Here is a 22,735-nt window from a genome sequence, read left to right on the forward strand (position 1 = left end):
CCGGAGTCGGCGCCGGGCCGACCCCGCGAACCCGGACCCGGCGGCCGCGGGGATGCACCGCGAGCCGGACCATGACGCCGCGGGCCCGCCCCTCGAGGCCGCGCCGAGCCGTCGCAGGCCGGTACTCGCGAAACGGGCCGGGACTCGCCCCATGGCCTCCGCCGAGCAGCCGGAAGCATCCGCTCCGGCAGCTCGGGGCGCGTCACCGGGCGTGTGCCCCGGGACTCGCGGCTCGGGGCTCGGGGCTTCAGCGGTGCGGACAAGGGTTTCTGGTGGTGCGTCAACGGAACAGCACTGTGGCCGAGTTCCGGGAGGGTTCCGGGAACTCGGCCACAGGTGTAATGCGTTGGGTACGTCAGCGGCCGGCGCCGCCGTCGGCGTTCGGGCCGGTGTAGTCCTCGCCGTACGCGCCCTTGGAGGGGCGGCGGCGGCGCATGGGCGGCTCGACGCCGTCCGCGAGGCGGCGGGCGGTGAGCAGGAAGCCGGTGTGGCCGATCATGCGATGGTCCGGGCGGACGGCCAGGCCCTCGATGTGCCAGTTGCGGATCATCGATTCCCAGGCGGTCGGCTCGTTGAAGCAGCCGATCTCGCGGATCGACTCGACGGTCCGCGCGAGCTGGGTGGTGGTCGCCACGTAGCAGCAGAGGATGCCGCCGGGGACGAGTGCCTTGGAGACGGCCTCCAGGCATTCCCAGGGGGCGAGCATGTCGAGGATGACCCGGTCGACGTCGGTGTCGCTCAGGTTGTCCTGGAGGTCACCGACGGTGAGCTGCCAGGCGGGATGGGGTCCGCCGAAGTAGCGCTCCACGTTCTGCTGGGCGATCTCGGCGAAGTCCTCGCGGCGCTCGTAGGAGTGCAGCATGCCCTGGTCGCCGATGGCGCGCAGCAGGAAGCTGCTCAGCGAGCCGGAGCCGACGCCCGCTTCCACGACGCGGGCGCCGGGGAAGATGTCGGCGAAGGCCAGGATCTGCCCCGCGTCCTTGGGGTAGACCACGGCGGCGCCGCGGGGCATGGACAGGACGTAGTCGGGGAGCAGGGGGCGCAGCGCGAGGTAGGCGACGTTTCCCGTGGTGCGGACAACGCTGCCCTCGGGAGCACCGATCAGCTCGTCGTGGGGGAAGGAACCCTTGTGGGTGTGGAAGTTCTTCCCGGCCTCGAGCGTGAACGTGTAGTGGCGGCCCTTGGGGTCGGTCAGCTGAACCTGGTCCCCGACCTTGAAGGGCCCGCGCCTGCGGGCGGCACCGGTCGGTTCGGACATGTGAACAGCCTACCGGTCCCTGGCGGGGCCGCCGACCATGCTCAGGAGGGGCGGGCCATGGCTTTGACGAAGGCGCGTTCCACGTCGGCGGCGGACAGGACGCCGTAGATCTCGCCGGAGTCCTCGACGACGAGGTACTCCGTTGCGGGGCTGGCGCGCAGGGCGTCGAGGAGGTCTTCGCCGGCGAGTTCGGCGGAGACGCGCATGCCGTCGGTGAGGTCCTGGGCGAGGCCGCTGACCGCGACCCAGGGGCGGCGGTGTTCGGGTACGCCGACGATGGCGGCCTCGCGGACCAGGGAGAGGGGTTCGCCGTCGGCGTCGACGACGACGAGGGCGCGGGCGCCGACGTCGTTGGCGCGGCGGAGTGCTTCGGAGAGGGGGGTGGTGGTCTCGACGGGGACGGCGCGGCGGGTGAGGGAGCGGGCGCGCAGTTCGGGGAGGTGTTCGCGCAGCCGGGCCATGCGGAGGCTGTTGCCGGCGCCGGTCCAGATGATCGCCGCGAGGATGGCGGCGAGGAGGGCGTCGGTGATGGTGTCCATGCTGCCGGCGTTCTCGGGGGCGGCGCCCAGTGCCGAGGACTGGGTGAGCAGGGGCAGGCCGATGAGAACGGAGACGGCGAGGGCACGGCCGACCCAGGCGGCGGCGACGGTGCCGCTCATGGCTCTGCCGGTGATCTTCCAGACGACGGCGCGGAGCATGCGGCCGCCGTCGAGGGGGAGGCCGGGGAGCAGGTTGAAGGCGGCGACGATGAGGTTGGAGATCATCAGGCCGGCCAGCAGGACGCCGGGGACGGTGCCGGGCTCGACGGGGAGCATGGCGAGGTAGAAGAGGCCGGACAGGACGAGGGAGAGGAGGGGGCCGACGAAGGCGAGGACGAACTCGCGGCCGGGGGTCTCGGCTTCTTTCTCGATCTCGGAGACGCCGCCGAAGAACTGGAGCTGGATGCGGCGGACGGGGAGTTTGAAGCGGAGGGCGGCGACGGTGTGGGCGAGTTCGTGGACGAGGACGGAGGCGTAGAAGGCGACGGCGAAGAAGAGGGAGACGAGGTAGCGGGCGGCGCCGAGGTCGGGCAGGACGCGGTCGAGCTGGCCGCCGAAGACCCAGGTGATCAGGGCGGCGACGAGGAACCAGCTCGGTGCGACGTATACGGGTACGCCGAAGGGGCGGCCCATGAGGAGTCCGCCGCCGGGGTCCTTGGGGCGGCGTGGGGGGCGCCCTTTGGTGGTGCCGGTGCGGGCGGGGGTGCGGTGGGCGCCGGTGGAGTCGTGGTCGTCCGGGCCCCGGCCGTCGGACGGCTGGGAGGCGTCGAAGGGTCCGGTCGGCCCGGCGGAGGACCCGGAGGTCCCGGAGGACTCTGCGGACTCAAGGGACCCTGAGCGCCCCGAGGGCTCGGAGGCCCCTGGGGGGTCCGTGGGCTCGGCGGGCTCGAAGGGTTCGGTGGGCCGGGAGGTCCCGGTGGGCTCGGCGCCCTCGGGGGTGTCGCCGGACCCGGAGGTCCCGGCGGGCTCGGAGTGCTCGCCGTGGGGGGTGGTCGCGCCGGTGCGCTCGGTGGAGTCGTGTCCGGGGGCCGTGGGCTTCGGCCCGGTGGTCCCGGGCCCTGCCGGTCCGGGGCGCGCGTCCGAGGAGGGGCCGGTGGAGGCCGACGGCCTCTCGTGGTGCTCGGTCGCCTCGCCGGTGCCGGACCGCGGCTGCCCGCTCCCGCCGCTCTCGTCCACGATGTCCCCTCGTTCGAAGCGTCCCCCGCCCCCGGGTCGTGCGGAGCGGGAGGGTCTGGGGTCGATGGTATGCGGCCGTCGCGGCGCGTTCCGCCCCGGCACCCCTTCAGTTTTCCGTGCCGCGGTGCCCGCCGGGACCGGTTCACTGTCGGTGGCGGGCCTTATGGTCTGTTGTCATGGAAACCAGCACCGAGGGCGCCGTGCCCGAAGAAGGGGCCGCGGCCGGTGGAGCCGTCGCCGACGGTCCGGCTCCCGCGGTCGCGCGCGCTCCCGCCTCGCTGTCGCCCTCGCGTGCCAGTGACTTCATGCAGTGTCCGTTGCTGTACCGGTTCCGGGTGATCGACAAGCTGCCGGAGAAGCCGAGTGAGGCGGCGACGAGGGGGACGCTGGTGCACGCGGTCCTGGAGCGGTTGTTCGACGCTCCGGCCGCCGACCGGACGGCTCCGCGTGCCAAGTCGTTGATCCCCGCGCAGTGGGACCGGCTGCGGGAGACGAAGCCGGAGGTCGTGGAGCTGTTCGCGGACGATCCGGAGGGCGAGCGGCTGGCCCGCTGGCTGTCGGAGGCGGAGCGGCTGGTGGAGCGCTGGTTCACGCTGGAGGATCCGACGCGGCTGGAGCCCGCGGAGCGGGAGCTGTTCGTCGAGGCGCGGCTGGATTCCGGGCTGACGCTGCGCGGGATCATCGACCGGGTCGATGTCGCTCCGTCGGGCGAGGTCCGGATCGTGGACTACAAGACGGGGAAGGCGCCGCGGCCGGAGTACGCCGAGGGCGCCCTGTTCCAGATGAAGTTCTACGCGCTGGTGGTGTGGCGGTTGAAGCGGGTGGTTCCGCGCCGTCTTCAGCTCGTCTATCTGGGCAGCGGTGACGTGCTGACGTACGACCCGGAGATCGGGGATCTGGAGCGGGTCGAGCGCAAGCTGCTGGCGCTGTGGGACGCGATCCGGGAGGCGACGGAGACGGGCGAGTGGCGGCCGCGTCCCACGAAGCTCTGCGGCTGGTGTGATCACCAGGCCGTGTGTCCGGAATTCGGTGGTACTCCCCCGGCATATCCGCTCCCGGTCAGGGCGCCCGGGTCGGGTGTCGTGGAGCAGGGCAGAATGGGGCCGGACTAGCGAAGGAGACTTACGTGGCCATCCGCGTCCTACTGGTCGACGACCAGCCGCTGCTGCGCACCGGCTTCCGGATGATTCTGGAAGCGGAGCCGGACCTCGCGGTCGTCGGCGAGGCCGGTGACGGTCTCCAGGCACTCGATCAGGTGCGTGCGCTGCAGCCCGATGTGGTTCTGATGGACATCCGCATGCCGCGGATGGACGGTGTGGAGGCGACGCGGCAGATCACGGGTCCGGGCCGGGACGGTCCGGCGAAGGTTCTGGTGCTGACGACGTTCGACCTCGACGAGTACGTGGTGGAGGCGCTTCGGGCGGGTGCCAGCGGTTTCCTGCTCAAGGACGCGCCGGCCAATGAGCTGGTGCAGGCGATCCGGGTGGTCGCGGCGGGTGAGGCGATGCTCGCGCCGAGCATCACACGTCGGCTGCTGGACAAGTACGCGGGTCATCTGCCGTCGGGGGACGAGCCGGTTCCGGACACGTTGCACACGTTGACCGACCGTGAGGTCGAGGTGCTGAAGCTGGTGGCGCGTGGTCTGTCGAACGCGGAGATCGCGGCCGATCTGTTCGTCAGCGAGACCACGGTCAAGACGCACGTGGGGCATGTGCTGACGAAGCTGGGGTTGCGCGACCGTGTGCAGGCGGCGGTGTACGCGTACGAGAGCGGGCTGGTGCGTCCCGGGGCGCAGTAGTGCCCGGGGCGGTTTGTCCGTCCGATGTGTGAGGGCGCCCGTTCCGCAGAGGAACGGGCGCCCTTGCGCGTGAAGGCCCGGTGCGGCGGCCCGTGCGGGGGTGTGTGCCGGGGCCTGGAACCCGAAAGACCCGGGACCGCCGGGTCCCGGGTCGGGCCCGGGGCCTGGTGGCCCCGGGTCGGTTGGTGCGGTTACTCGCTGACGCCGCGGCCCAGCTCCCAGAGCTGCAGCGTGGAGGAGGAGTTGAGTGCCCACTCCGAGCCCGTGATGTCGTCACGCGCGGCGATGTACTGCTTGCCCTGCCAGAGCGGGATCAGCGGGACGTCGTTGGCGACGATGTCCTGCATGGTCGTGAGGGCCTTGGAGGACGTGCGGTCCTCCTCGCGCCGGGAGGCGGGGATGAGGTTCTTGATGATGTCGGAGTTCGAGTAGGGCGACTTGAGGAAGTTGTCCTTGTCGAGGAACGGCGCCAGGTAGTTGTCGGCGTCGGGGAAGTCGGGGAACCAGCCCATGCCCCAGACGTCGTACTTGCCGGCGCGCTCGGCCGGGACGAACTTGTCCCAGGTCGTGCCCTGGATGCTGACGTCGAAGAGGCCGCTCTTGTTGAGCTGCGCCTTCAGGACCTCGAACTCCTTCTCGGTGGCCGAACCGTAGTGGTCGGTCGTGTAGTGAAGGGTGACCTTGACCGGGGTGGTGATGCCGGCCTTGCTGAGCAGCCCCTGGGCCCTGCTGACGCTCGGGTCGCCGTACTTGTTGATGAAGGCGTTGGCGTGGCCCGCGATGGTCGCCGGGACCATCGAGTACAGCGGCTCGGCCTGCGATCCGTAGACCTTGGAGACGAGTTCGCCGCGGTTGATGATCTGCGCCATGGCCTGGCGGACGGCCGTCGACTTCACCGAAGCGGAGTTCGTGTTGAAGGCGAGGTAGCGGATTTCCAGACCGGGCATCTCGTTCAGGTTGACGTTGCCACCCGAAGCGTTGTCCAGCTTGGTGATCTGGTCCGGCGTCATGGAGCGCGTCATCAGGTCGATGTCGCCCTTTTCGAGGGCGGTGCCCATCTCGCCGGCGTCCGTGAAGGAACGCAGCTCGACCTTGGAGTTCTTGACCTTCAGCTGGCCCTTGTAGCGGGAGTTCTTCGTGAAGACGGCCTTGACGACGGTGTCGTCCTTGACCTCGGTCTCCACGGTGTAGGGGCCGGAACCGTCGACCGAGAAGCCGTCGCGCAGCTTGTTCTTCTCGTAGTCGTTCGGGTTCACGATGCCGGCGACCGGGGTCGACAGCTTGAACGGGAAGGTCGCGTCGGCGCTGTTGAGGTGGAAGATCACCTCGCGGTCGCCGCGGGTCTCGACGGTGTCGATGGTCGAGAGCAGGGCGAAGACGCCCGAGTCGGCCTTGATGGCCCTGGCGCGGTCGATCGAGAACTTGACGTCCTTCGCGGTGATCGCGTCACCGTTGGAGAACTCCAGGCCCTCGCGCAGCGTGCACGAGTAACGCTCGTTGCCGCTGTCGGTGAATCCGCACTTCTCGGCGGCCTCGGGCTGCGGTTCACCGTCACCACGCGGCTGCACCATCAGCGTCTGCACGGTCTGACGGAGCACGTTCCAGGTGCCGACGTCGTAGGCGTACGCCGGGTCAAAGGGAGCCGGGGCATCCTTCGACGCGGTGAACTGGTCCGTGGTACCGACAACGATGGCATCCCCGCTGTCGCCCCCGCTGGCGGACCCGCCGCACGCGGCGAGCACTGGGGCGAGCAGGCCGACCACGGCCGGCAGCACCAAAGTCTTGCGGTTCATGCTCGTGTTTCTCCAGAGCTGTAGGTTCCGCGAACCGGCAAGCAGGGGTGGCGCGGCTCGGTCACGGGGATACGGCGATGTTCTCGCGATGACATTAGTCCGCACCACAAGGTCGGCCACCCTGTGCCGGAACCGTCTTCCGCTCACGCTGCGAAACCGGGCGTGGACGCACCGATAACCCGACACGGGAAGGATTAGTGCAGCGTTCCATCAATCGGGACACAAGGGCACACCGAAGCTTCACGAATGGGCGGGGCGGGCACAAGTCGGTCCCGCTGTCGACCCTCAGTCACGTGGCGAACGTCACACCGTAAAATTGATTGAAGCGTACCGGAATTCGTTGATCCGCCCCGTTATGCATTCCGGCAGTCCCTCGCCCGCGCTTACCACACCGAACGGCCGTGACTTTCCCGCAATATGCGGTCCGTACGCCGAGTGATCGCTTGATCGACGTTCGGTGATCTGTCAGGTGGCTTTTGTCATCAGACGGTGCAGAAAGGGCAGGTCGACCTCTTCGAGGGAATTCACGACCGTGCGCCGGGCGGCCGGGGCGATGGGCGCGACCGAGGGCACGGCGACCACCTGGCAGCCCGCGGCCTCGGCGGAGGCGACACCGGTCGAGGTGTCCTCGATGACGGCGCAGCGGGCCGGTTCGGCGCCGAGCCGGGCGGCCGCGAGGAGGTAGGGGTCGGGGAACGGCTTGGTCCGCTCGACCTCGTCGCCCGCGACGGTCAGGGCGAAGAAGTGGGAGCCGATCGCGCCCAGGACCCGGTCGATGATCCGCCGGTGCGAGGCGGAGACGAGCGCGGTGGGGATCTCGTGCGCGGCGAGTTCGGCGAGGAGTCTGGCGGCGCCCGGCATCAGCGGCAGCGAGTGGCCGATGCGGTCCTCGAAACCGTCGTTGAGCAGCACGGACAGTTCGGGGAGGGTGATGTCGGCGCCGGTGGCCTCGATGAGGAATCCGGCGCTGCGGGTCATCGGGCCGCCGACCACCACATGGCGCCAGGACTCGTCCAGCGCGTGCCCGAGGGCCGCGAAGACCGCGACCTCCACGTCCCACCAGAAGCCCTCGGTGTCCACGAGGGTTCCGTCCATGTCGAGGAGTACGGCCTGCAGGGCTGAGCCTTCGGCCGTACGGGTTCCGAGCGCGGGGACCGTACTGGTCATCCTGGCGCACCTCCTTGAGGGACGATCAGGCCGGTCGCTCCCTGTACGCCAGGGGACAACCGGCCTGCGATGGACCGACCAGTGTACGACGTATCCGATCAGTGTGCGTCGTGGCGCGGGGCCCCGGCGCGTCGGACCGTCACCGTGCGTTGAAGTACTTGGCCTCCGGGTGGTGGATGACGATCGCGTCGGTCGACTGCTCGGGGTGGAGCTGGAACTCCTCGGAGAGGTGGACTCCGATGCGCTCGGGTTCCAGGAGCTGCGCGATCTTGGCGCGGTCCTCCAGGTTGGGGCAGGCGCCGTAGCCGAGGGAGAAGCGGGCGCCGCGGTACTTGAGGGCGAACATGTCGTCGATCGCGGCGGGGTCCTCCCCGGCGAAGCCCAGCTCGGAGCGGACGCGTGCGTGCCAGTACTCGGCGAGGGCCTCGGCGAGCTGGACGGACAGGCCGTGCAGTTCGAGGTAATCGCGGTAGGCGTTGGCCTCGAAGAGCTTGGCGGTCTCCTCGCCGATGCGGGAGCCGACGGTGACGACCTGGAGTCCGACGACGTCGGTCTCGCCCGATTCCTCGGGGCGGAAGAAGTCGGCGAGGCAGAGCCGGCGGCCGCGGCTCTGGCGGGGGAAGGTGAAGCGGGTCCGCTCGTTGCCCTGGTCGTCGAGGATGATCAGGTCGTCGTCCTTGGAGACGCACGGGAAGTAGCCGTAGACCACGGCGGCCTCCAGCAGGTTGTCCCGCTGGAGCCGGTCGAGCAGACCGCGCAGCCGCGGCCGGCCCTCGGTCTCGACGAGTTCCTCGTAGGTGGGGCCGTCGCCGGCGCGGGCCTGCTTGAGGCCCCACTGGCCCTTGAAGAGGGCGCCCTCGTCCAGCCAGGAGGCGTACTCCTTGAGCTGGATGCCCTTGATCACGCGGGTGCCGGTGAAGGGGGCCTCGGGGACGGGGTTGTCGGTGGAGACGTCGGAGCGGACGTGGCCCTCCTGCGGGCGCTCCTCGACCTGCGCCGCAGCGGTGGCGCGGACGCGGCGCTGCTTGAGTTCGGGCAGTACCGCGCCGGGCACTCCGCGCTTGACGCCGATGAGGGCGTCCATGAGGCGCAGTCCCTCGAAGGCGTCGCGGGCGTAGCGGACCTCGCCCTGGTAGATCTCGTGAAGGTCCTGTTCGACGTAGGCCCTGGTCAGGGCGGCGCCGCCGAGGATGACGGGGTAGTCGGCGGACAGGCCCCGCTGGTTGAGCTCCTCCAGGTTCTCCTTCATGATCACCGTGGATTTGACCAGGAGTCCCGACATGCCGATGACGTCGGCCTTGTGTTCCTCGGCGGCGTCCAGGATCGCGGAGACCGGCTGCTTGATGCCGAGGTTGACGACGTTGTAGCCGTTGTTGGACAGGATGATGTCGACGAGGTTCTTGCCGATGTCGTGGACGTCGCCGCGCACGGTGGCCAGCACGATGGTGCCCTTGCCCTCGGCGTCCGACTTCTCCATGTGGGGTTCGAGGTAGGCGACGGCCGTCTTCATGACCTCGGCGGACTGGAGGACGAAGGGAAGCTGCATCTGGCCGGAACCGAAGAGCTCACCGACGACCTTCATGCCGTCGAGCAGGGTCTCGTTGACGATGTCGAGGGCCGGGCGGTCCTGGAGGGCGTCGGCGAGGTCGGACTCCAGGCCGTTCTTCTCGCCGTCGATGATCCGCCGCTTGAGGCGCTCCTCCAGGGGGAGCGCGGCCAGTTCCTCGGCCTTGCCCGCCTTGAGGGACTTGGTGGTGGCGCCCTCGAAGAGGGCCATGAGCTTCTGGAGCGGGTCGTAGCCCTCGGCACGCCGGTCGTGGATGAGGTCGAGGGCGGTGGTGACCTCCTCCTCGCTGAAGCGGGCGATCGGCAGGATCTTGGAGGCGTGCACGATCGCCGAGTCCAGGCCCGCCTTGACGCATTCGTCGAGGAAGACCGAGTTGAGCAGGATGCGGGCGGCCGGGTTGAGGCCGAAGGAGATGTTGGACAGGCCGAGCGTGGTCTGGACGTCGGGGCGGCGGCGCTTGAGTTCGCGGATCGCCTCGATCGTGGCGATGCCGTCCTTGCGGGACTCCTCCTGGCCGGTACAGATCGTGAAGGTCAGGGTGTCGATGAGGATGTCGGACTCGTGGATGCCCCAGTTGCCGGTGAGGTCCTCGATGAGCCGTTCGGCGATGGCGACCTTGGTCTCGACCGTACGGGCCTGGCCCTCCTCGTCGATGGTCAGCGCGATGAGCGCGGCGCCGTGTTCCTGGGCCAGCCGGGTGACCTTCGCGAACCGGGACTCGGGGCCGTCGCCGTCCTCGTAGTTGACGGAGTTGAGGACCGCGCGTCCGCCGAGGCGCTCCAGTCCCGCGCGCAGGACCTCGACCTCGGTGGAGTCGAGCACGATCGGCAGGGTGGAGGCGGTGGCGAAGCGGCCGGCGAGCTCGTCCATGTCGGCGACGCCGTCGCGGCCGACGTAGTCGACGCACAGGTCGAGCATGTGGGCGCCCTCGCGGATCTGGTCGCGGGCCATCTCCACGCAGTCGTCCCAGCGGGCCTCCAGCATGGCCTCGCGGAACTTCTTCGAGCCGTTGGCGTTGGTGCGCTCGCCGATCGCCATGTAGGCGGTGTCCTGGCGGAAGGGAACCGTCTGGTAGAGGGAGGCGGCGCCGGGCTCGGGCCGCGGGCTGCGCTCGGCGGGCGTCAGACCGTTCACCCGTTCGACCACCTGGCGCAGGTGCTCCGGGGTCGTGCCGCAGCAGCCGCCGATCAGGGAGAGGCCGTAGTCCCGTACGAAGTTCTCCTGGGCGTCGGCCAGCCCCTCGGCGTCGAGCGGGAAGTGGGCGCCGTCCTTCGTCAGGACCGGCAGGCCCGCGTTCGGCATGCACAGCAGGGGGATGCGGGAGTGCCGGGTGAGATAGCGCAGGTGCTCGCTCATCTCGGCGGGGCCGGTCGAGCAGTTCAGGCCGATCATGTCGATGCCGAGGGGTTCCAGCGCGGTCAGCGCGGCGCCGATCTCGGAGCCGAGCAGCATGGTGCCGGTGGTCTCGAAGGCCATCGAGACCAGCAGGGGCACCCGGACGCCGGTGGCCTCCATGGCGCGGTGCGCGCCGAGGACGGAGGACTTCGTCTGGAGCAGGTCCTGGGTGGTCTCGACGATCAGGGCGTCGGCGCCACCGGCGAGCAGGCCCTCGGCGTTGGCCTGGAAGCCGTCGCGCAGGGTGCCGTAGGAGACGTGGCCGAGGGTCGGCAGCTTGGTGCCGGGGCCGATCGAGCCCAGCACCCAGCGCTGGCGGCCGTCGCGGGCGCCGAACGCGTCGGCGACCTCGCGGGCGATCCTGGCGCCGGCCTCGGAGAGTTCGTGGACGCGGTCGGCGATGTCGTACTCGGCGGCAGCCGAGTGGTTCGCCCCGAAGGTGTTCGTCTCCACGCAGTCGACGCCGACCTCGAAGTAGGCCTCGTGGACGGAGCGCACGATGTCGGGGCGGGTGATGTTGAGGATCTCGTTGCAGCCCTCGAGGTCCTGGAAGTCCTCGAGGGTGGGGTCCTGCGCCTGAAGCATCGTGCCCATCGCGCCGTCGGCCACCACCACACGGGTGGCGAGCGCTTCTCGGAGTGCGTCGGTTCGCTGCCGGCCTTCGGAGGGACCGGACGAAAGGGACGGGTTCGGCAACGAGGCCATGAAGGTGCTCCCTGGAGTGCGACGGCTGTCGGCTTTGCGCTTCCCATGGAAGGCGCACGCCGTCAGGGTAGCCCGGAGCACCACGGATCGGTCATGGGCGTCCACGAGGCGGACGGGCGTGGCGTCGGTGACGGCGGTGTGGAGAAGGACGGAACGCGGGGCGACCACCCATTGGCGGGAGCTCGGCGACGACCGGTAGTGTTCGACATTGCCGAACGGCAGCGGGAAGTCGCGCCGACGGTCGAAGGGGACGGAGGCAGCACGGCGATGGCACGGAACATCCAGTCGCTCGAACGGGCAGCGGCGATGCTGCGGCTGCTCGCGGGCGGCGAGCGACAGCTCGGCCTGTCGGACATCGCCTCCTCGCTCGGCCTGGCCAAGGGTACGGCCCACGGCATTCTGCGCACCCTCCAGCAGGAGGGGTTCGTCGAGCAGGACTCCGCCTCCGGGCGCTATCAGCTCGGTGCCGAACTGCTGCGGCTGGGCACCACCTATCTCGACGTGCACGAACTGCGGGCGCGCGCCCTGGTGTGGACCGACGACCTGGCGCGCTCCAGCGGCGAGAGCGTCTATCTGGGCGTGCTGCACCAGCAGGGCGTCCTGATCGTGCACCACGTCTTCCGGCCGGACGACAGCCGGCAGGTCCTGGAGGTGGGGGCGATGCAGCCGCTGCACTCCACGGCCCTGGGCAAGGTGCTGTCCGCGTACGACCCGGTGGCGCACAGCGAGGTCCTGGAGGTCGAGCGCAAGCCGTTCACCCCGCGGACGATCAGCGAACTGGACGACTTCGAGGTCGTTCTCGACGTGACCCGCGCGCGGGGGTACGCGGAGGACGTGGAGGAGACGTGGACGGGTGTCGCCTCGGTCGCCGCCCCGATCCACAACCGGCGGCGCATGCCGGTCGGCGCGGTGGGCATCACCGGGGCCGTGGAGCGGGTGTGCAAGGACGGGGAACTGCGTCCGGAGCTGATCGCCGCGGTACGCGACTGCGCCCGCGCGGTGTCGCGCGACCTGGGCGCGGGGCGGTTCTGACGCGAACGGCGTTCGCGGGGCCGTACCGGCGCGTACAGCGGGCGCCGGGCGGTTCCGGCCGCCACCGCGCCGCGACCGTCCCGCACGGCGGCACTCGCGGTGCCGTGCGGGGCGTGCGGGGCGTGCGGGGCGTGCGGGGCGTGCGGGGCGTGCGGGGCGTGCGGGGCGTGCGGGGCGTGCGGGGCGTGCCTGCCCATGACCGGTGGCCCTGACGCGTACACCGTTCGACGGTGTTTTTCACAGACCCAGGTCCCGGTTTCGTGCGGGACGAGGTACGGAACTCGCGGGTGTCGAGGCCGGGAAGCGGAATGCTTCCCGGCCTCCTTCGTATGCCCTCTGACGAGCGGCGACGCACTGATAGCACACAGCAATCAATAACGATCCCGCTTTCGATAACCCAACCCTTGACGAGTCGGCGAAGCGAGAGCAAGACTCCCGTCCATCGGTCGGCATTGTCGAACACCTACCGGCAATAGACGCTAAGGTGTGCCAATGCCAGGGCCGACATCGCTCTCACTCCCCGAGAGCACGAACCACCGGTGGGACCCGGGGTTCGGCTTCCCCTGGACGAAGGACAAAGGAGTCGCGGGTGTCCAGCTCCGACATCTTCATCGGCGAGACCATCGGTACCGCCGTTCTCATCCTGCTCGGCGGTGGCGTGTGCGCCGCCGTCACACTGAAGGCCTCCAAGGCGCGAGCCGCCGGATGGCTGGCCATCGCCTTCGGGTGGGGCTTCGCGGTCATGACCGCGGTCTACATCTCGGCGCCGCTCTCGGGCGCGCACCTCAACCCGGCCGTGACCCTCGCCCTCGCGATCAAGGACGACGACTACAGCAACCTCGCCACCTACTGGGGCGGGCAGCTTCTCGGCGCCATGATCGGTGCGGCGCTGGTCTGGGTGACCTACTACGGCCAGTTCCTCGCGCACCTCACCGACAGCGAGATCGTCGGCGGCTCCGGCAAGCCGGCCGTGAAGGCCGTCGAGGCCGAGGAGGCGGCCGCGGGACCGGTGCTCGGCGTCTTCTCGACCGGCCCCGAGATCCGCAACGCCGTGCAGAACCTCGCCACCGAGATCATCGGCACCGTTGTCCTGGTCCTCGCGATCCTCACGCAGGGACTGAACAACAACGGCGACGGCCTGGGCGTCCTCGGTGCCCTGATCACCTCCTTCGTGGTGGTGGGCATCGGCCTCTCCCTCGGTGGCCCCACCGGCTACGCGATCAACCCGGCCCGTGACCTCGGTCCGCGCATCGTGCACGCCCTGCTCCCCCTGCCCAACAAGGGTGGTTCCGACTGGAGCTACGCCTGGATCCCGGTCGTCGGCCCGCTCATCGGCGGCGCGATCGCGGCAGGCATATACAACGTCGCCTTCGCCTAGGAGCCCCCGCTCCAGCACGCTTGGAAGCCGCGCCCCATGCACCATGAGCCGCACAGCACCGCTTTGAAGCACCGCGCCGTATACAGCCCCTCTCCCACGGACACCAGGAGCACACCGTGACCGACGCACACACCGCCGGCCCCTTCATCGCCGCCATCGACCAGGGCACCACCTCGTCGCGCTGCATCGTCTTCGACCGCGACGGACGCATCGTCTCCGTCGACCAGAAGGAGCACGAGCAGATCTTCCCGAAGCCGGGCTGGGTCGAGCACGACGCCGCCGAGATCTGGACCAACGTCCAGGAGGTCGTCGCCGGAGCCATCTCGAAGGCCGGCATCACCCGTGACGACATCAAGGCCATCGGCATCACCAACCAGCGTGAGACCACGCTGCTGTGGGACAAGAACACCGGTGAGCCCGTCCACAACGCGCTCGTCTGGCAGGACACCCGCACCGACGCGCTGTGCAAGGAACTCGGCCGCAACGTCGGCCAGGACCGCTTCCGCCGCGAGACCGGCCTGCCCCTCGCGTCGTACTTCGCGGGACCCAAGGCGCGCTGGCTGCTCGACAACGTCGAGGGCCTGCGCGAGCGCGCCGAGGCCGGGGACATCCTCTTCGGCACCATGGACACCTGGGTCATCTGGAACCTGACCGGCGGTCCCGACGGCGGCAAGCACGTCACCGACGTCACCAACGCCTCGCGCACCATGCTGATGAACCTGCACACCCTGGCCTGGGACGACAAGATCGCCGAGTCGATCGGTGTCCCGCTGGCGATGCTGCCCGAGATCCGCTCCTCCGCCGAGGTGTACGGCGAGGTCACCGGCGGCCCGCTCGGCGAGCTGCTCGGCGGCATCCCGGTCGCCTCCGCGCTCGGCGACCAGCAGGCGGCCCTGTTCGGCCAGACCTGTTTCGCCGAGGGCGAGGCCAAGTCCACGTACGGCACCGGCACGTTCATGCTGATGAACACCGGTGACAAGATCATCAACTCGTACTCGGGCCTGCTGACCACGGTCGGCTACCGGATCGGCGACCAGGAGCCGGTCTACGCCCTGGAAGGCTCCATCGCCGTCACCGGCTCGCTGGTGCAGTGGATGCGCGACCAGATGGGCCTGATCCAGTCCGCCGCCGAGATCGAGACGCTCGCGTCCTCGGTCGAGGACAACGGCGGCGCCTACTTCGTGCCGGCCTTCTCCGGCCTGTTCGCCCCGTACTGGCGTCCCGACGCCCGCGGTGTGATCGCCGGCCTGACCCGGTACGTCACCAAGGCGCACATCGCGCGCGCCGTCCTGGAGGCCACAGCCTGGCAGACCCGTGAGATCAGCGACGCCATGACCAAGGACTCCGGCGTCGAGCTCACGGCGCTCAAGGTCGACGGCGGCATGACCTCCAACAACCTGCTGATGCAGACCCTGGCCGACGTCCTGGACGCACCCGTGGTGCGCCCGATGGTCGCCGAGACCACCTGCCTCGGCGCCGCCTACGCCGCCGGTCTGGCCGTCGGCTTCTGGACCAACACCGAGGACCTGCGCGCCAACTGGCGCCGGGCCGCGGAATGGACCCCCAACATGGACGCGGACGTCCGCGACCGTGAGTACAAGAGCTGGCTCAAGGCCGTCGAGCGGACCATGGGCTGGATCGAAGACGAGAACTGACGAGGAGTAAGAACCCGCAATGACCAGCCAGTCCACCCTGCAGTCCGTGCCTGCCCTCGGTACGCACCCGGCCTCCGGCTCCAACCCGAGCCGCGCCGAGACCCGGGAGCAGCTCTCCAAGGCGACGTACGACCTCCTCGTCATCGGCGGCGGCATCCTGGGCATCTCCACCGCCTGGCACGCCGCGCAGTCCGGGCTGCGGGTGGCTCTGGTCGACGCCGGCGACTTCGCCGGCGCCACCTCCTCCGCGTCCTCCAAGCTCCTCCACGGCGGTCTGCGCTACCTGCAGACCGGCGCGGTGAAGCTGGTGGCGGAGAACCACTTCGAGCGCCGTGCGGTCTCCCGTCAGGTGGCACCCCACCTGGCGAATCCGCTCACGTTCTACCTCCCCGTGTACAAGGGCGGGCCGCACGGCGCGGCGAAGCTCGGAGCGGGCGTCTTCGCCTACTCCGCGCTGTCGGCGTTCGGTGACGGCGTGGGACACCTGCTCAGCCCCTCCAAGGCCGCGCAGGACGTGCCCGAGCTGCGCACCGACAACCTCAAGGCCGTGGCCGTGTACGGCGACGACCAGATGAACGACTCCCGCATGGCCCTCATGACGGTCCGCGCGGCCGTCGAGTCGGGGGCGGCGGTGCTGAACCACGCCGAGGTCACGGGCCTTCGCTTCACCCGCGGCCGGGTGACGGGTGCCGAGCTGCGGGACCGGCTGTCCGGCGACGAGTTCGGCGTGAACGCCCGTCTCGTGCTGAACGCGACCGGCCCGTGGGTCGATCACCTGCGCAAGCTGGAGGACCCGAACGCGGCTCCGTCGATCCGTCTGTCCAAGGGCGCGCACCTGGTCCTGAAGCGCACCTCCCCGTGGAAGGCGGCGCTGGCCACCCCGATCGACAAGTACCGCATCACCTTCGCCCTCCCCTGGGAGGACATGCTGCTGCTCGGCACCACCGACGAGGCGTACGAGGGCGACCCGGCGGACGTCTCGGTCAACGAGAAGGACACGGCCCAGATACTCGACGAGGCCGCGTTCTCCATCCGCGACCAGCAGCTCTCGCGCGACCTGATCACGTACTCCTTCGCCGGTCTGCGGGTGCTGCCCGGCGGTCCCGGCGACACGTCGAAGGCCAAGCGCGAGACGGTCGTCACGGAGGGCCGCGGCGGCATGCTGTCCGTCGCGGGCGGCAAGTGGACCACCTTCCGGCACATCGGCCGGACCGTCATGAAGAAGCTGGAGTCACTGCCCGGCCACCCGCTGGGCGAGGACTTCGAGCCGATCTCCGAACTGCCGAAGCGGATGCCGCTCCCCGGTGTCGCCAACCCGCGCGCGGTCGCCCACCGCCTGCTGGTGGACGGACCGGCTCCCGGTCCGCGCATGGCCGCCGACACGGCCCGGCATCTGGCCACCCACTACGGCTCGCTGGCCTTCGACATCGCCCGGCTGGCGAACGAGAACCCGGCGCTCGGCGAGCGCGTCCACCCGGACGCCCCGGAGATCTGGGCGCAGGTCGTCTACGCCCGGGACAACGAGTGGGCCGAGACGGCGGACGACGTACTGCGCCGCCGTACGACACTGACGATCCGCGGTCTGGCCACGGACGAGGTCCGCGGCAAGGTGCAGGACCTGCTCGACGGCAAGTAGGCGTCCGGCGGACGGACGAGGGGCGGCTCCCACGGGGGGTGCCGCCCCTCTTCCCGTACGGGGGCGACTTCCACGGGGGTGGCGCCGCCGCTCTCCGCCGTGCGGGAGCCGGGTGCTCCGAGGCCGCTTCCCGCACGGCAACGCTCGCGACCGGCGGTCGAGTTGGAGGGCGAGTCGGCGGGGGCCGGCCGGGACGGGAGCGCGGGAGGCGGTGGCGGGCTCGCGTGTTTCCGGGCCTTCGACGGGGCAGTGATCCGTTCACTCCCCCGTGCAAGGGGGCTGCGGAGGTCCCCTCGGCACGCCGTAAGGTTGAGGCGTACGCGAGGGCAGATCGGAAGGAGGCGCTGGGTGATCGAGCTGGAGGGGGTTCCCGAGCTGATCGACCCAGTCATGGTGGCCGCGTTCGAAGGCTGGAACGACGCCGGCGATGCCGCCTCCGCCGCGGTCGCGCACCTGGACAGGGAATGGAAGGGCGAGGTGTTCGCGGCGCTGGACGCCGAGGACTACTACGACTTCCAGGTGAACCGCCCCACCGTGTTCCTGGACGGTGGCGTCCGCAAGATCACCTGGCCGACCACGCGTCTGTCGGTGGTCCGGATCGGCGGCGAGAAGCCGCGCGACCTGGTGCTGGTCCGGGGCATCGAGCCGTCGATGCGCTGGCGCTCGTTCTGCAACGAACTGCTCGGCTTCGCGCACGAACTGGGCGTGGAGCTGGTGGTGATCCTGGGCGCCCTGCTCGGCGACACCCCGCACACCCGTCCGGTGCCGGTCAGCGGTGTCACCTCGGACTCCGACCTGGCCCGCACGATGGATCTGGAGGAGACCAAGTACGAGGGCCCCACGGGCATCGTCGGCATCCTCCAGGAGGCGTGCACGCACGCGGGCGTACCCGCCGTGTCCCTGTGGGCGGCCGTACCGCACTACGTGTCGCAGCCGCCCAACCCGAAGGCGACGCTGGCGCTGCTCAATCGCCTGGAGGACCTCATCGACCTGCGCATTCCGCTGGGCGAGCTGCCCGAGGACGCGCGGGCCTGGCAGCTCGGCGTCGACCAGCTCGCCGCCGAGGACAGTGAGGTCGCCGAGTACGTGCAGACGCTGGAGGAGGCCCGGGACACCGCCGAGCTCCCGGAGGCGTCCGGTGAGGCGATCGCCCGCGAGTTCGAGCGTTATCTGCGCCGCAGGGACGGCGGCGGACCGACGGCGGGGTCCCCGGGCCACGCCACGGAGAGCGGCGAGCCGGCCTCGTACCTGCGCGACACCCCCGGCGGCCGCGGCCGGCCGTCGGTGCCCCAGCGCCCGGAGTCGGACACCGGTCAGGACACCGGGACCGGGGATCCGCGGAAGGCGACGGGCCAGGGCGACAGCGCCGGCGCGGACGCCCAGGACCGTGCACCGGGCTCCGAGGACTCCTCGGGCTCTTCGGACCCGCCCGGCGCGCCGGAATCCGGGTCCGGTGACACGCCGGACACCTCGGACGGGACGGACTCCTCGGAGGACTGAACTCCCGGCCGGGCCACGGGATCGAGGCCAGCGCCCGACAGACGGGCGGAAGGGGCGGTACGCGTGACGCGTACCGCCCCTTCCGCGTGCCCCGCCCTTCCGGCTCACCGCTGCCGTCCCACGGCATGACATCCGTCTCCTTGGCCTTTGGCGTGAATTCGGCGTGACATCTGTTTCAGGACGGATTGCACACGTTGCCCAATTCAACTTGTTTTCAAACCAAGTTGGCGAATTCGGGGTGGACGGGATGCCGAGGGCGTGCCAGGTTGTGCGGCGTACGGCACACGCAGGGACCGGCACCCCAGGGATCGAAGGGAGCGGTACGCGATGACCGACCAGGTACAGCCGGCGCGAGGCCCGGGAACGACCGGGCCGGGGCCCGACGGAGCCGGATTCACCTACCGAGGAGCCGAGCAGGAGCTGATCGTCGTCGCCCGCCCGGAGGCCAGGCTGCGCGCACGGGCCGACGGTGTCCGGTCGGCGGCGGGCGCCGACGTCTCCGCCCTCGACATGTTCCTCAGCGACGAACAGCTCGTCCTGGAGCCGCTGTTCGGCAGCGAGGACCGGCTCCGGCAGTCCACGGAGGCGGGCACCGGGAGCGGACCCGACCTCGCGCTCTTCTACCGACTGCGCGGCGCGCGCAGCCGCGCCCAGGAACTGCGGGCCCGGATCGCCGCGCTGCCGGGGATCGACGCGGCGTACGTGAAGCCCGGTGCCGTTCCCGCGACCCCGGAACCGGCGACGTGGACCGGCCGGAGCACCGACGACGGCCCACGGCTGAAGGAAGGGGCGCCGGTCACCCCCGACTTCACCAGCAGGCAGGGCTACCTGCGGCCGGCGCCCGAGGGCGTCGACGCGTACTGGGCGTGGCAGCGGCCGGGCGGTACGGGCCGGGGCGTCACCGTGATCGACGTCGAGGGCGCCTGGCAGCTCGGACACGAGGACCTGGCGTCGAAGCTCGCCGGGGTCGTCGTCGGCACGCCGCACACGGACCTCGCCTGGCGCAACCACGGCACCGCGGTCATCGGCGTGCTCGGCGGCGACCGCAACGAGCGCGGGATCACCGGCATCGTGCCGGAGGCCGTGACGGCGGCCGCGTCGTTCCGGGGCATCGGGACGGCCGCGGCAATCCACGCGGCGGCGGAACGGCTGGGTCCCGGCGACATCATCCTGGTCGAACTGCACGCTCCAGGACCCCGGTTCGACTTCGAGGAGCGCGACAGCCAGGAGGGCTACATCGCGCTCGAGTGGTGGCCCGACGACTTCGCGGCCGTCCAGGACGCGACCTCCCGGGGCATCCTCGTGGTGGCGGCCGCCGGCAACGGCGGCGAGTCGCTGGACGACGCGCTCTACGAACGCCGGCCGGCGGAGTTCCCCGAGTGGTGGCGCAATCCCTTCAACCCCTCCAACCCGTCCTCCGGGGCGATCCTGGTCGGCGCGGGCGCGCCGCCGCCCGGCACCCACGGCCGCGACCACGGGCCGGACCGTTCACGGCTCGCGTTCTCCAACTACGGCGCCCGCGTGGACGCCCAGGGCTGGGGACGCGAGGTCACGACCACCGGTGGCTTCTGGGACCGGCCCGGCGATCTGCAGGGCGGGGCCGAGGAGATCACCTGGTACACGGACACGTTCTCCGGGACCTCCTCCGCCTCCCCGGTGGTGGTCGGCGCCCTGGCCGCGCTGCAGGGCATGCTCAAGGCCGCGGGCCGGCCGCCGATGTCCCCGGAACGTGCGCGTGTCCTGCTGCGGGGCACGGGTTCCCCGCAGCAGGACGCGCCGGGCAGGCCCGCCTCCCAGCGGATCGGCAGCCGGCCGGACATCAAGGCGGCGGTCACCCGGCTGCTGCCGGAGGCGGTCGGCTCGGGCCGTGCCGAGCGGTACTGGGACGAGCTGCTGCCGTATCCGCACGAACTCCCGCCGAGGCTCCGGCTGTACGTGTCCGGCGCCTGGCGCAACCTCGACCACCCGTCCCCCGAGATCCGGCAGGCGGTGCACGCCGCCTTCGCGGCGGGACGGCCCGATGTACGGGTCTGGTTCTCGGACGACGACATCGTCGGCCTGGTCGTCACGGGCTGAGGACGTGGTCCCACCGGACCGGGACGGAACGCAACCAACCATGGATGGAAGGTGGCACCCCGCATGAGCGTGATCCCGCAGATGAGCCAGCAGGGTCAGGAGCAGAGTCAGCAGCAGTACCCGAGCACGTCGCCGTACCAGCAGCAGGGCATCGCCCAACAGCAGCCGTTCGGACAGCAGATGCCCATCCACCAGCAGACGCCGTTCGGACAGATGCCCATCGGTCAGCAGATGCCGGCCGGTCAGATGCAGATCGGGCAGCAGATCCAGCAGCCCTTCGACCGGCACGAGATCGGGCAGCAGGTTCCGCAGCACCTCCAGCAGCAGCTCCAGCAGCTCGGCCGGCAGCAGCCGTTCCAGCAACTGCTCCAGCAGCTCGGTGGACAGCAGCACCAGCAGGTCCAGCAGGTCCAGCAGGGTGAGCCGCTGATCCTGCCGAGCGCCGTCGAGACCCGGGCGCTGGCCATCGGCACGGCCCAGCACTTCCAGGACGTCGTGACCCCGCTCCCGGGCCAGCCGCGGGCGCTGTACCTGTTCATCGACAACGGCTGGCGCCGGCTCGTGCACCCCGACCCGGTCACCCACGACGTGGTCCAGAGGGCCTTCGCCTACGGGCAGCAGGTCCACGGGATCTACGACACCGGCACCGGTGCCCTCCAGTCCGTCATCGTGACCCGGTAGGCGGGGGTTCCAGGAACACGAAGAGTGCCGGGCGGAGGATCTCCGCCCGGCACTCGGGTGTCGCGCCGCGCTCGTGGGAGCGAGGCGGGACGAGGTTCTACAGGGCGACGCCGAGGAGGGCGTCGACGGCCCGCGAGACGACGCCGGGGGCGCCCTCGTCGGTGCCGCCCGTCTCGTGCTGGAGCGCGGCCCAGCGGTCGACCGCGGCGAGCGCGGCCGGCGCGTCGAGGTCCTCGGAGAGCGCGGCGCGGATCTCCCCGACGAGCGCGTCGGCGGACGGCCCGTCGGGACGGGACACCGCGGCCCGCCAGTCGGCCAGGCGCGCGACGGCCTCTTCGAGGACGGCGTCCGTCCATTCCCAGTCGGACCGGTAGTGGTGCGCGAGCAGCGCGAGCCGGATGGCGGCGGGGTCGACGCCGTCACGCCGCAGCCGGGACACGAAGACGAGGTTGCCCTTGGACTTCGACATCTTCTCGCCGTCCAGCGCGACCATGCCGGCGTGGACGTACGCCTTGGCCATGGGGAACTCGCCGGTCAGCACCTGGGCGTGCGAGGCGCCCATCTCGTGGTGCGGGAAGGCGAGGTCGGAGCCGCCGCCCTGGACGTCGAAGGTCATGCCCAGGTGGTCGAGGGCGATGGCGACGCACTCGATGTGCCAGCCGGGGCGGCCGCGGCCCAGTGAGCCGCCGTCCCAGCTCGGCTCGCCGTCGCGGGCGGCCATCCACAGCATCGGGTCGAGGGGGTTCTTCTTGCCGGGCCGGTCCGGGTCGCCGCCGCGTTCGGCGGAGAGCAGGCGCATCGTGGCGGCGTCCAGGTTGGACACCTTGCCGAAGTCGGGGTCGGCCTCGACGGAGAAGTAGACGTCGCCTTCGAGTTCGTAGGCGGCTCCGGCGTCGCGCAGCCGCTCGACGAGCGGCACGATGCCGGGTATCGCCTCGACGGCGCCTATGTAGTGGCGCGGCGGCAGCATCCGCAGGGCGGTCATGTCCTCGCGGAAGAGGGCGGTCTCCTTCTCGGCGAGTCCCACCCAGTCGACGCCGTCGCGCTCGGCCCGCTCCAGCAGCGGGTCGTCGACGTCCGTCACGTTCTGGACGTAATGAACCTGCCGCTTGGTGTCGAGCCACACGCGCTGCACCAGGTCGAACGCGTTGTAGGTCGCCGCGTGTCCCATGTGGGTGGCGTCGTACGGCGTGATGCCGCACACGTAGATACGGGCGACGGGACCGGGGTCGAGGGTCACGAGCCCACCGGTCGCGGTGTCGTGGATCCGGAGGTCGCGGCCCTCACCAGGCAGGGCGGGGACCTCAGAAGCGGGCCAGGCATACATGTCATGAGCCTAACCGGACGGGACTTCCGTATACGAACTGGGCATGAACTGA

The 22,735-nt window shown here is 70.6% G+C and carries 15 protein-coding genes; 9 read left to right on the forward strand and 6 right to left on the reverse strand.

All coding sequences use genetic code 11. From position 1 onward, the window contains the following. Positions 1-355: 355 nt before the first annotated feature. Entirely contained in the window at positions 356-1,258 is a 903-nt protein-coding gene (locus ACIQ7M_RS26455; protein WP_355769290.1) for a tRNA (adenine-N1)-methyltransferase, read from the reverse strand. A 41-nt stretch (positions 1,259-1,299) separates the two neighbouring features. Continuing rightward, positions 1,300-2,973, reverse strand: a complete 1,674-nt coding sequence (locus ACIQ7M_RS26460) for a site-2 protease family protein (RefSeq protein WP_403648701.1) — start codon at positions 2,971-2,973, stop codon at positions 1,300-1,302. Between the two features lie 176 nt (positions 2,974-3,149). Between ACIQ7M_RS26460 and ACIQ7M_RS26465 the strand changes: the two genes are divergently transcribed. Both ACIQ7M_RS26465 and ACIQ7M_RS26470 read left to right on the forward strand, forming a co-directional pair. Beyond that, positions 3,150-4,085: a RecB family exonuclease gene (locus tag ACIQ7M_RS26465; protein WP_403648703.1), complete on the forward strand. Its 936-nt coding sequence runs from the start codon at positions 3,150-3,152 to the stop codon at positions 4,083-4,085. Between the two features lie 14 nt (positions 4,086-4,099). Beyond that, positions 4,100-4,771 (forward strand): response regulator transcription factor, encoded by a 672-nt coding sequence (locus ACIQ7M_RS26470; protein ID WP_037628456.1) that lies wholly within the window; start codon positions 4,100-4,102, stop codon positions 4,769-4,771. A 191-nt stretch (positions 4,772-4,962) separates the two neighbouring features. Here the strand turns inward: ACIQ7M_RS26470 and ACIQ7M_RS26475 are convergent, their stop codons facing one another. From ACIQ7M_RS26475 to metH, 3 genes are all read right to left on the reverse strand, one after another. After that, positions 4,963-6,564 carry an ABC transporter substrate-binding protein gene (locus ACIQ7M_RS26475; protein WP_403648706.1) on the reverse strand — a complete coding sequence of 534 codons (1,602 nt, stop codon included), beginning with the start codon at positions 6,562-6,564 and terminating at the stop codon, positions 4,963-4,965. Between the two features lie 465 nt (positions 6,565-7,029). Further along, positions 7,030-7,731, reverse strand: coding sequence for an HAD family hydrolase (locus ACIQ7M_RS26480; protein WP_389848358.1), 702 nt, complete (start codon positions 7,729-7,731; stop codon positions 7,030-7,032). A gap of 139 nt (positions 7,732-7,870) precedes the next feature. Next, positions 7,871-11,398, reverse strand: coding sequence for a methionine synthase (gene metH / locus ACIQ7M_RS26485; protein ID WP_403648709.1), 3,528 nt, complete (start codon positions 11,396-11,398; stop codon positions 7,871-7,873). 267 nt (positions 11,399-11,665) lie between these two features. Here metH and ACIQ7M_RS26490 point away from each other — a divergent pair, with 267 nt between their 5' ends. The 7 genes from ACIQ7M_RS26490 to ACIQ7M_RS26520 all read left to right on the forward strand — a co-directional run bounded on the left by ACIQ7M_RS26490 (position 11,666) and on the right by ACIQ7M_RS26520 (position 21,356). Next, positions 11,666-12,430: an IclR family transcriptional regulator gene (locus ACIQ7M_RS26490; protein WP_355774955.1), complete on the forward strand. Its 765-nt coding sequence runs from the start codon at positions 11,666-11,668 to the stop codon at positions 12,428-12,430. 589 nt (positions 12,431-13,019) lie between these two features. Beyond that, positions 13,020-13,808, forward strand: a complete 789-nt coding sequence (locus ACIQ7M_RS26495; protein ID WP_403648712.1) for an MIP/aquaporin family protein — start codon at positions 13,020-13,022, stop codon at positions 13,806-13,808. A 116-nt stretch (positions 13,809-13,924) separates the two neighbouring features. Further along, a complete protein-coding gene (gene glpK, locus ACIQ7M_RS26500) occupies positions 13,925-15,463 on the forward strand; it encodes a glycerol kinase GlpK (protein WP_403648715.1) in 1,539 nt (512 codons plus the stop codon). Positions 15,464-15,482: 19 nt separating this feature from the next. Further along, positions 15,483-17,099: an FAD-dependent oxidoreductase gene (locus ACIQ7M_RS26505; RefSeq protein WP_386989210.1), complete on the forward strand. Its 1,617-nt coding sequence runs from the start codon at positions 15,483-15,485 to the stop codon at positions 17,097-17,099. 348 nt (positions 17,100-17,447) lie between these two features. Next, entirely contained in the window at positions 17,448-18,599 is a 1,152-nt protein-coding gene (locus ACIQ7M_RS26510) for a PAC2 family protein (protein WP_403648719.1), read from the forward strand. Between the two features lie 327 nt (positions 18,600-18,926). Then, positions 18,927-20,675 carry a S8 family peptidase gene (locus ACIQ7M_RS26515; RefSeq protein WP_403648723.1) on the forward strand — a complete coding sequence of 583 codons (1,749 nt, stop codon included), beginning with the start codon at positions 18,927-18,929 and terminating at the stop codon, positions 20,673-20,675. A gap of 63 nt (positions 20,676-20,738) precedes the next feature. Then, on the forward strand, positions 20,739-21,356 hold the full coding sequence (locus ACIQ7M_RS26520) for a hypothetical protein (protein ID WP_403648726.1): 618 nt from the start codon (positions 20,739-20,741) through the stop codon (positions 21,354-21,356). 97 nt (positions 21,357-21,453) lie between these two features. On the opposite strand, the gene mshC is transcribed toward ACIQ7M_RS26520, so the two are convergent. After that, a complete protein-coding gene (gene mshC / locus ACIQ7M_RS26525; RefSeq protein ID WP_403648729.1) occupies positions 21,454-22,683 on the reverse strand; it encodes a cysteine--1-D-myo-inosityl 2-amino-2-deoxy-alpha-D-glucopyranoside ligase in 1,230 nt (409 codons plus the stop codon). Between the last annotated feature and the right edge of the window lie 52 nt (positions 22,684-22,735).

The sequence above is a fragment of the Streptomyces sp. NPDC096324 genome (assembly GCF_044763015.1).
In the GTDB taxonomy this organism is placed as follows: domain Bacteria; phylum Actinomycetota; class Actinomycetes; order Streptomycetales; family Streptomycetaceae; genus Streptomyces.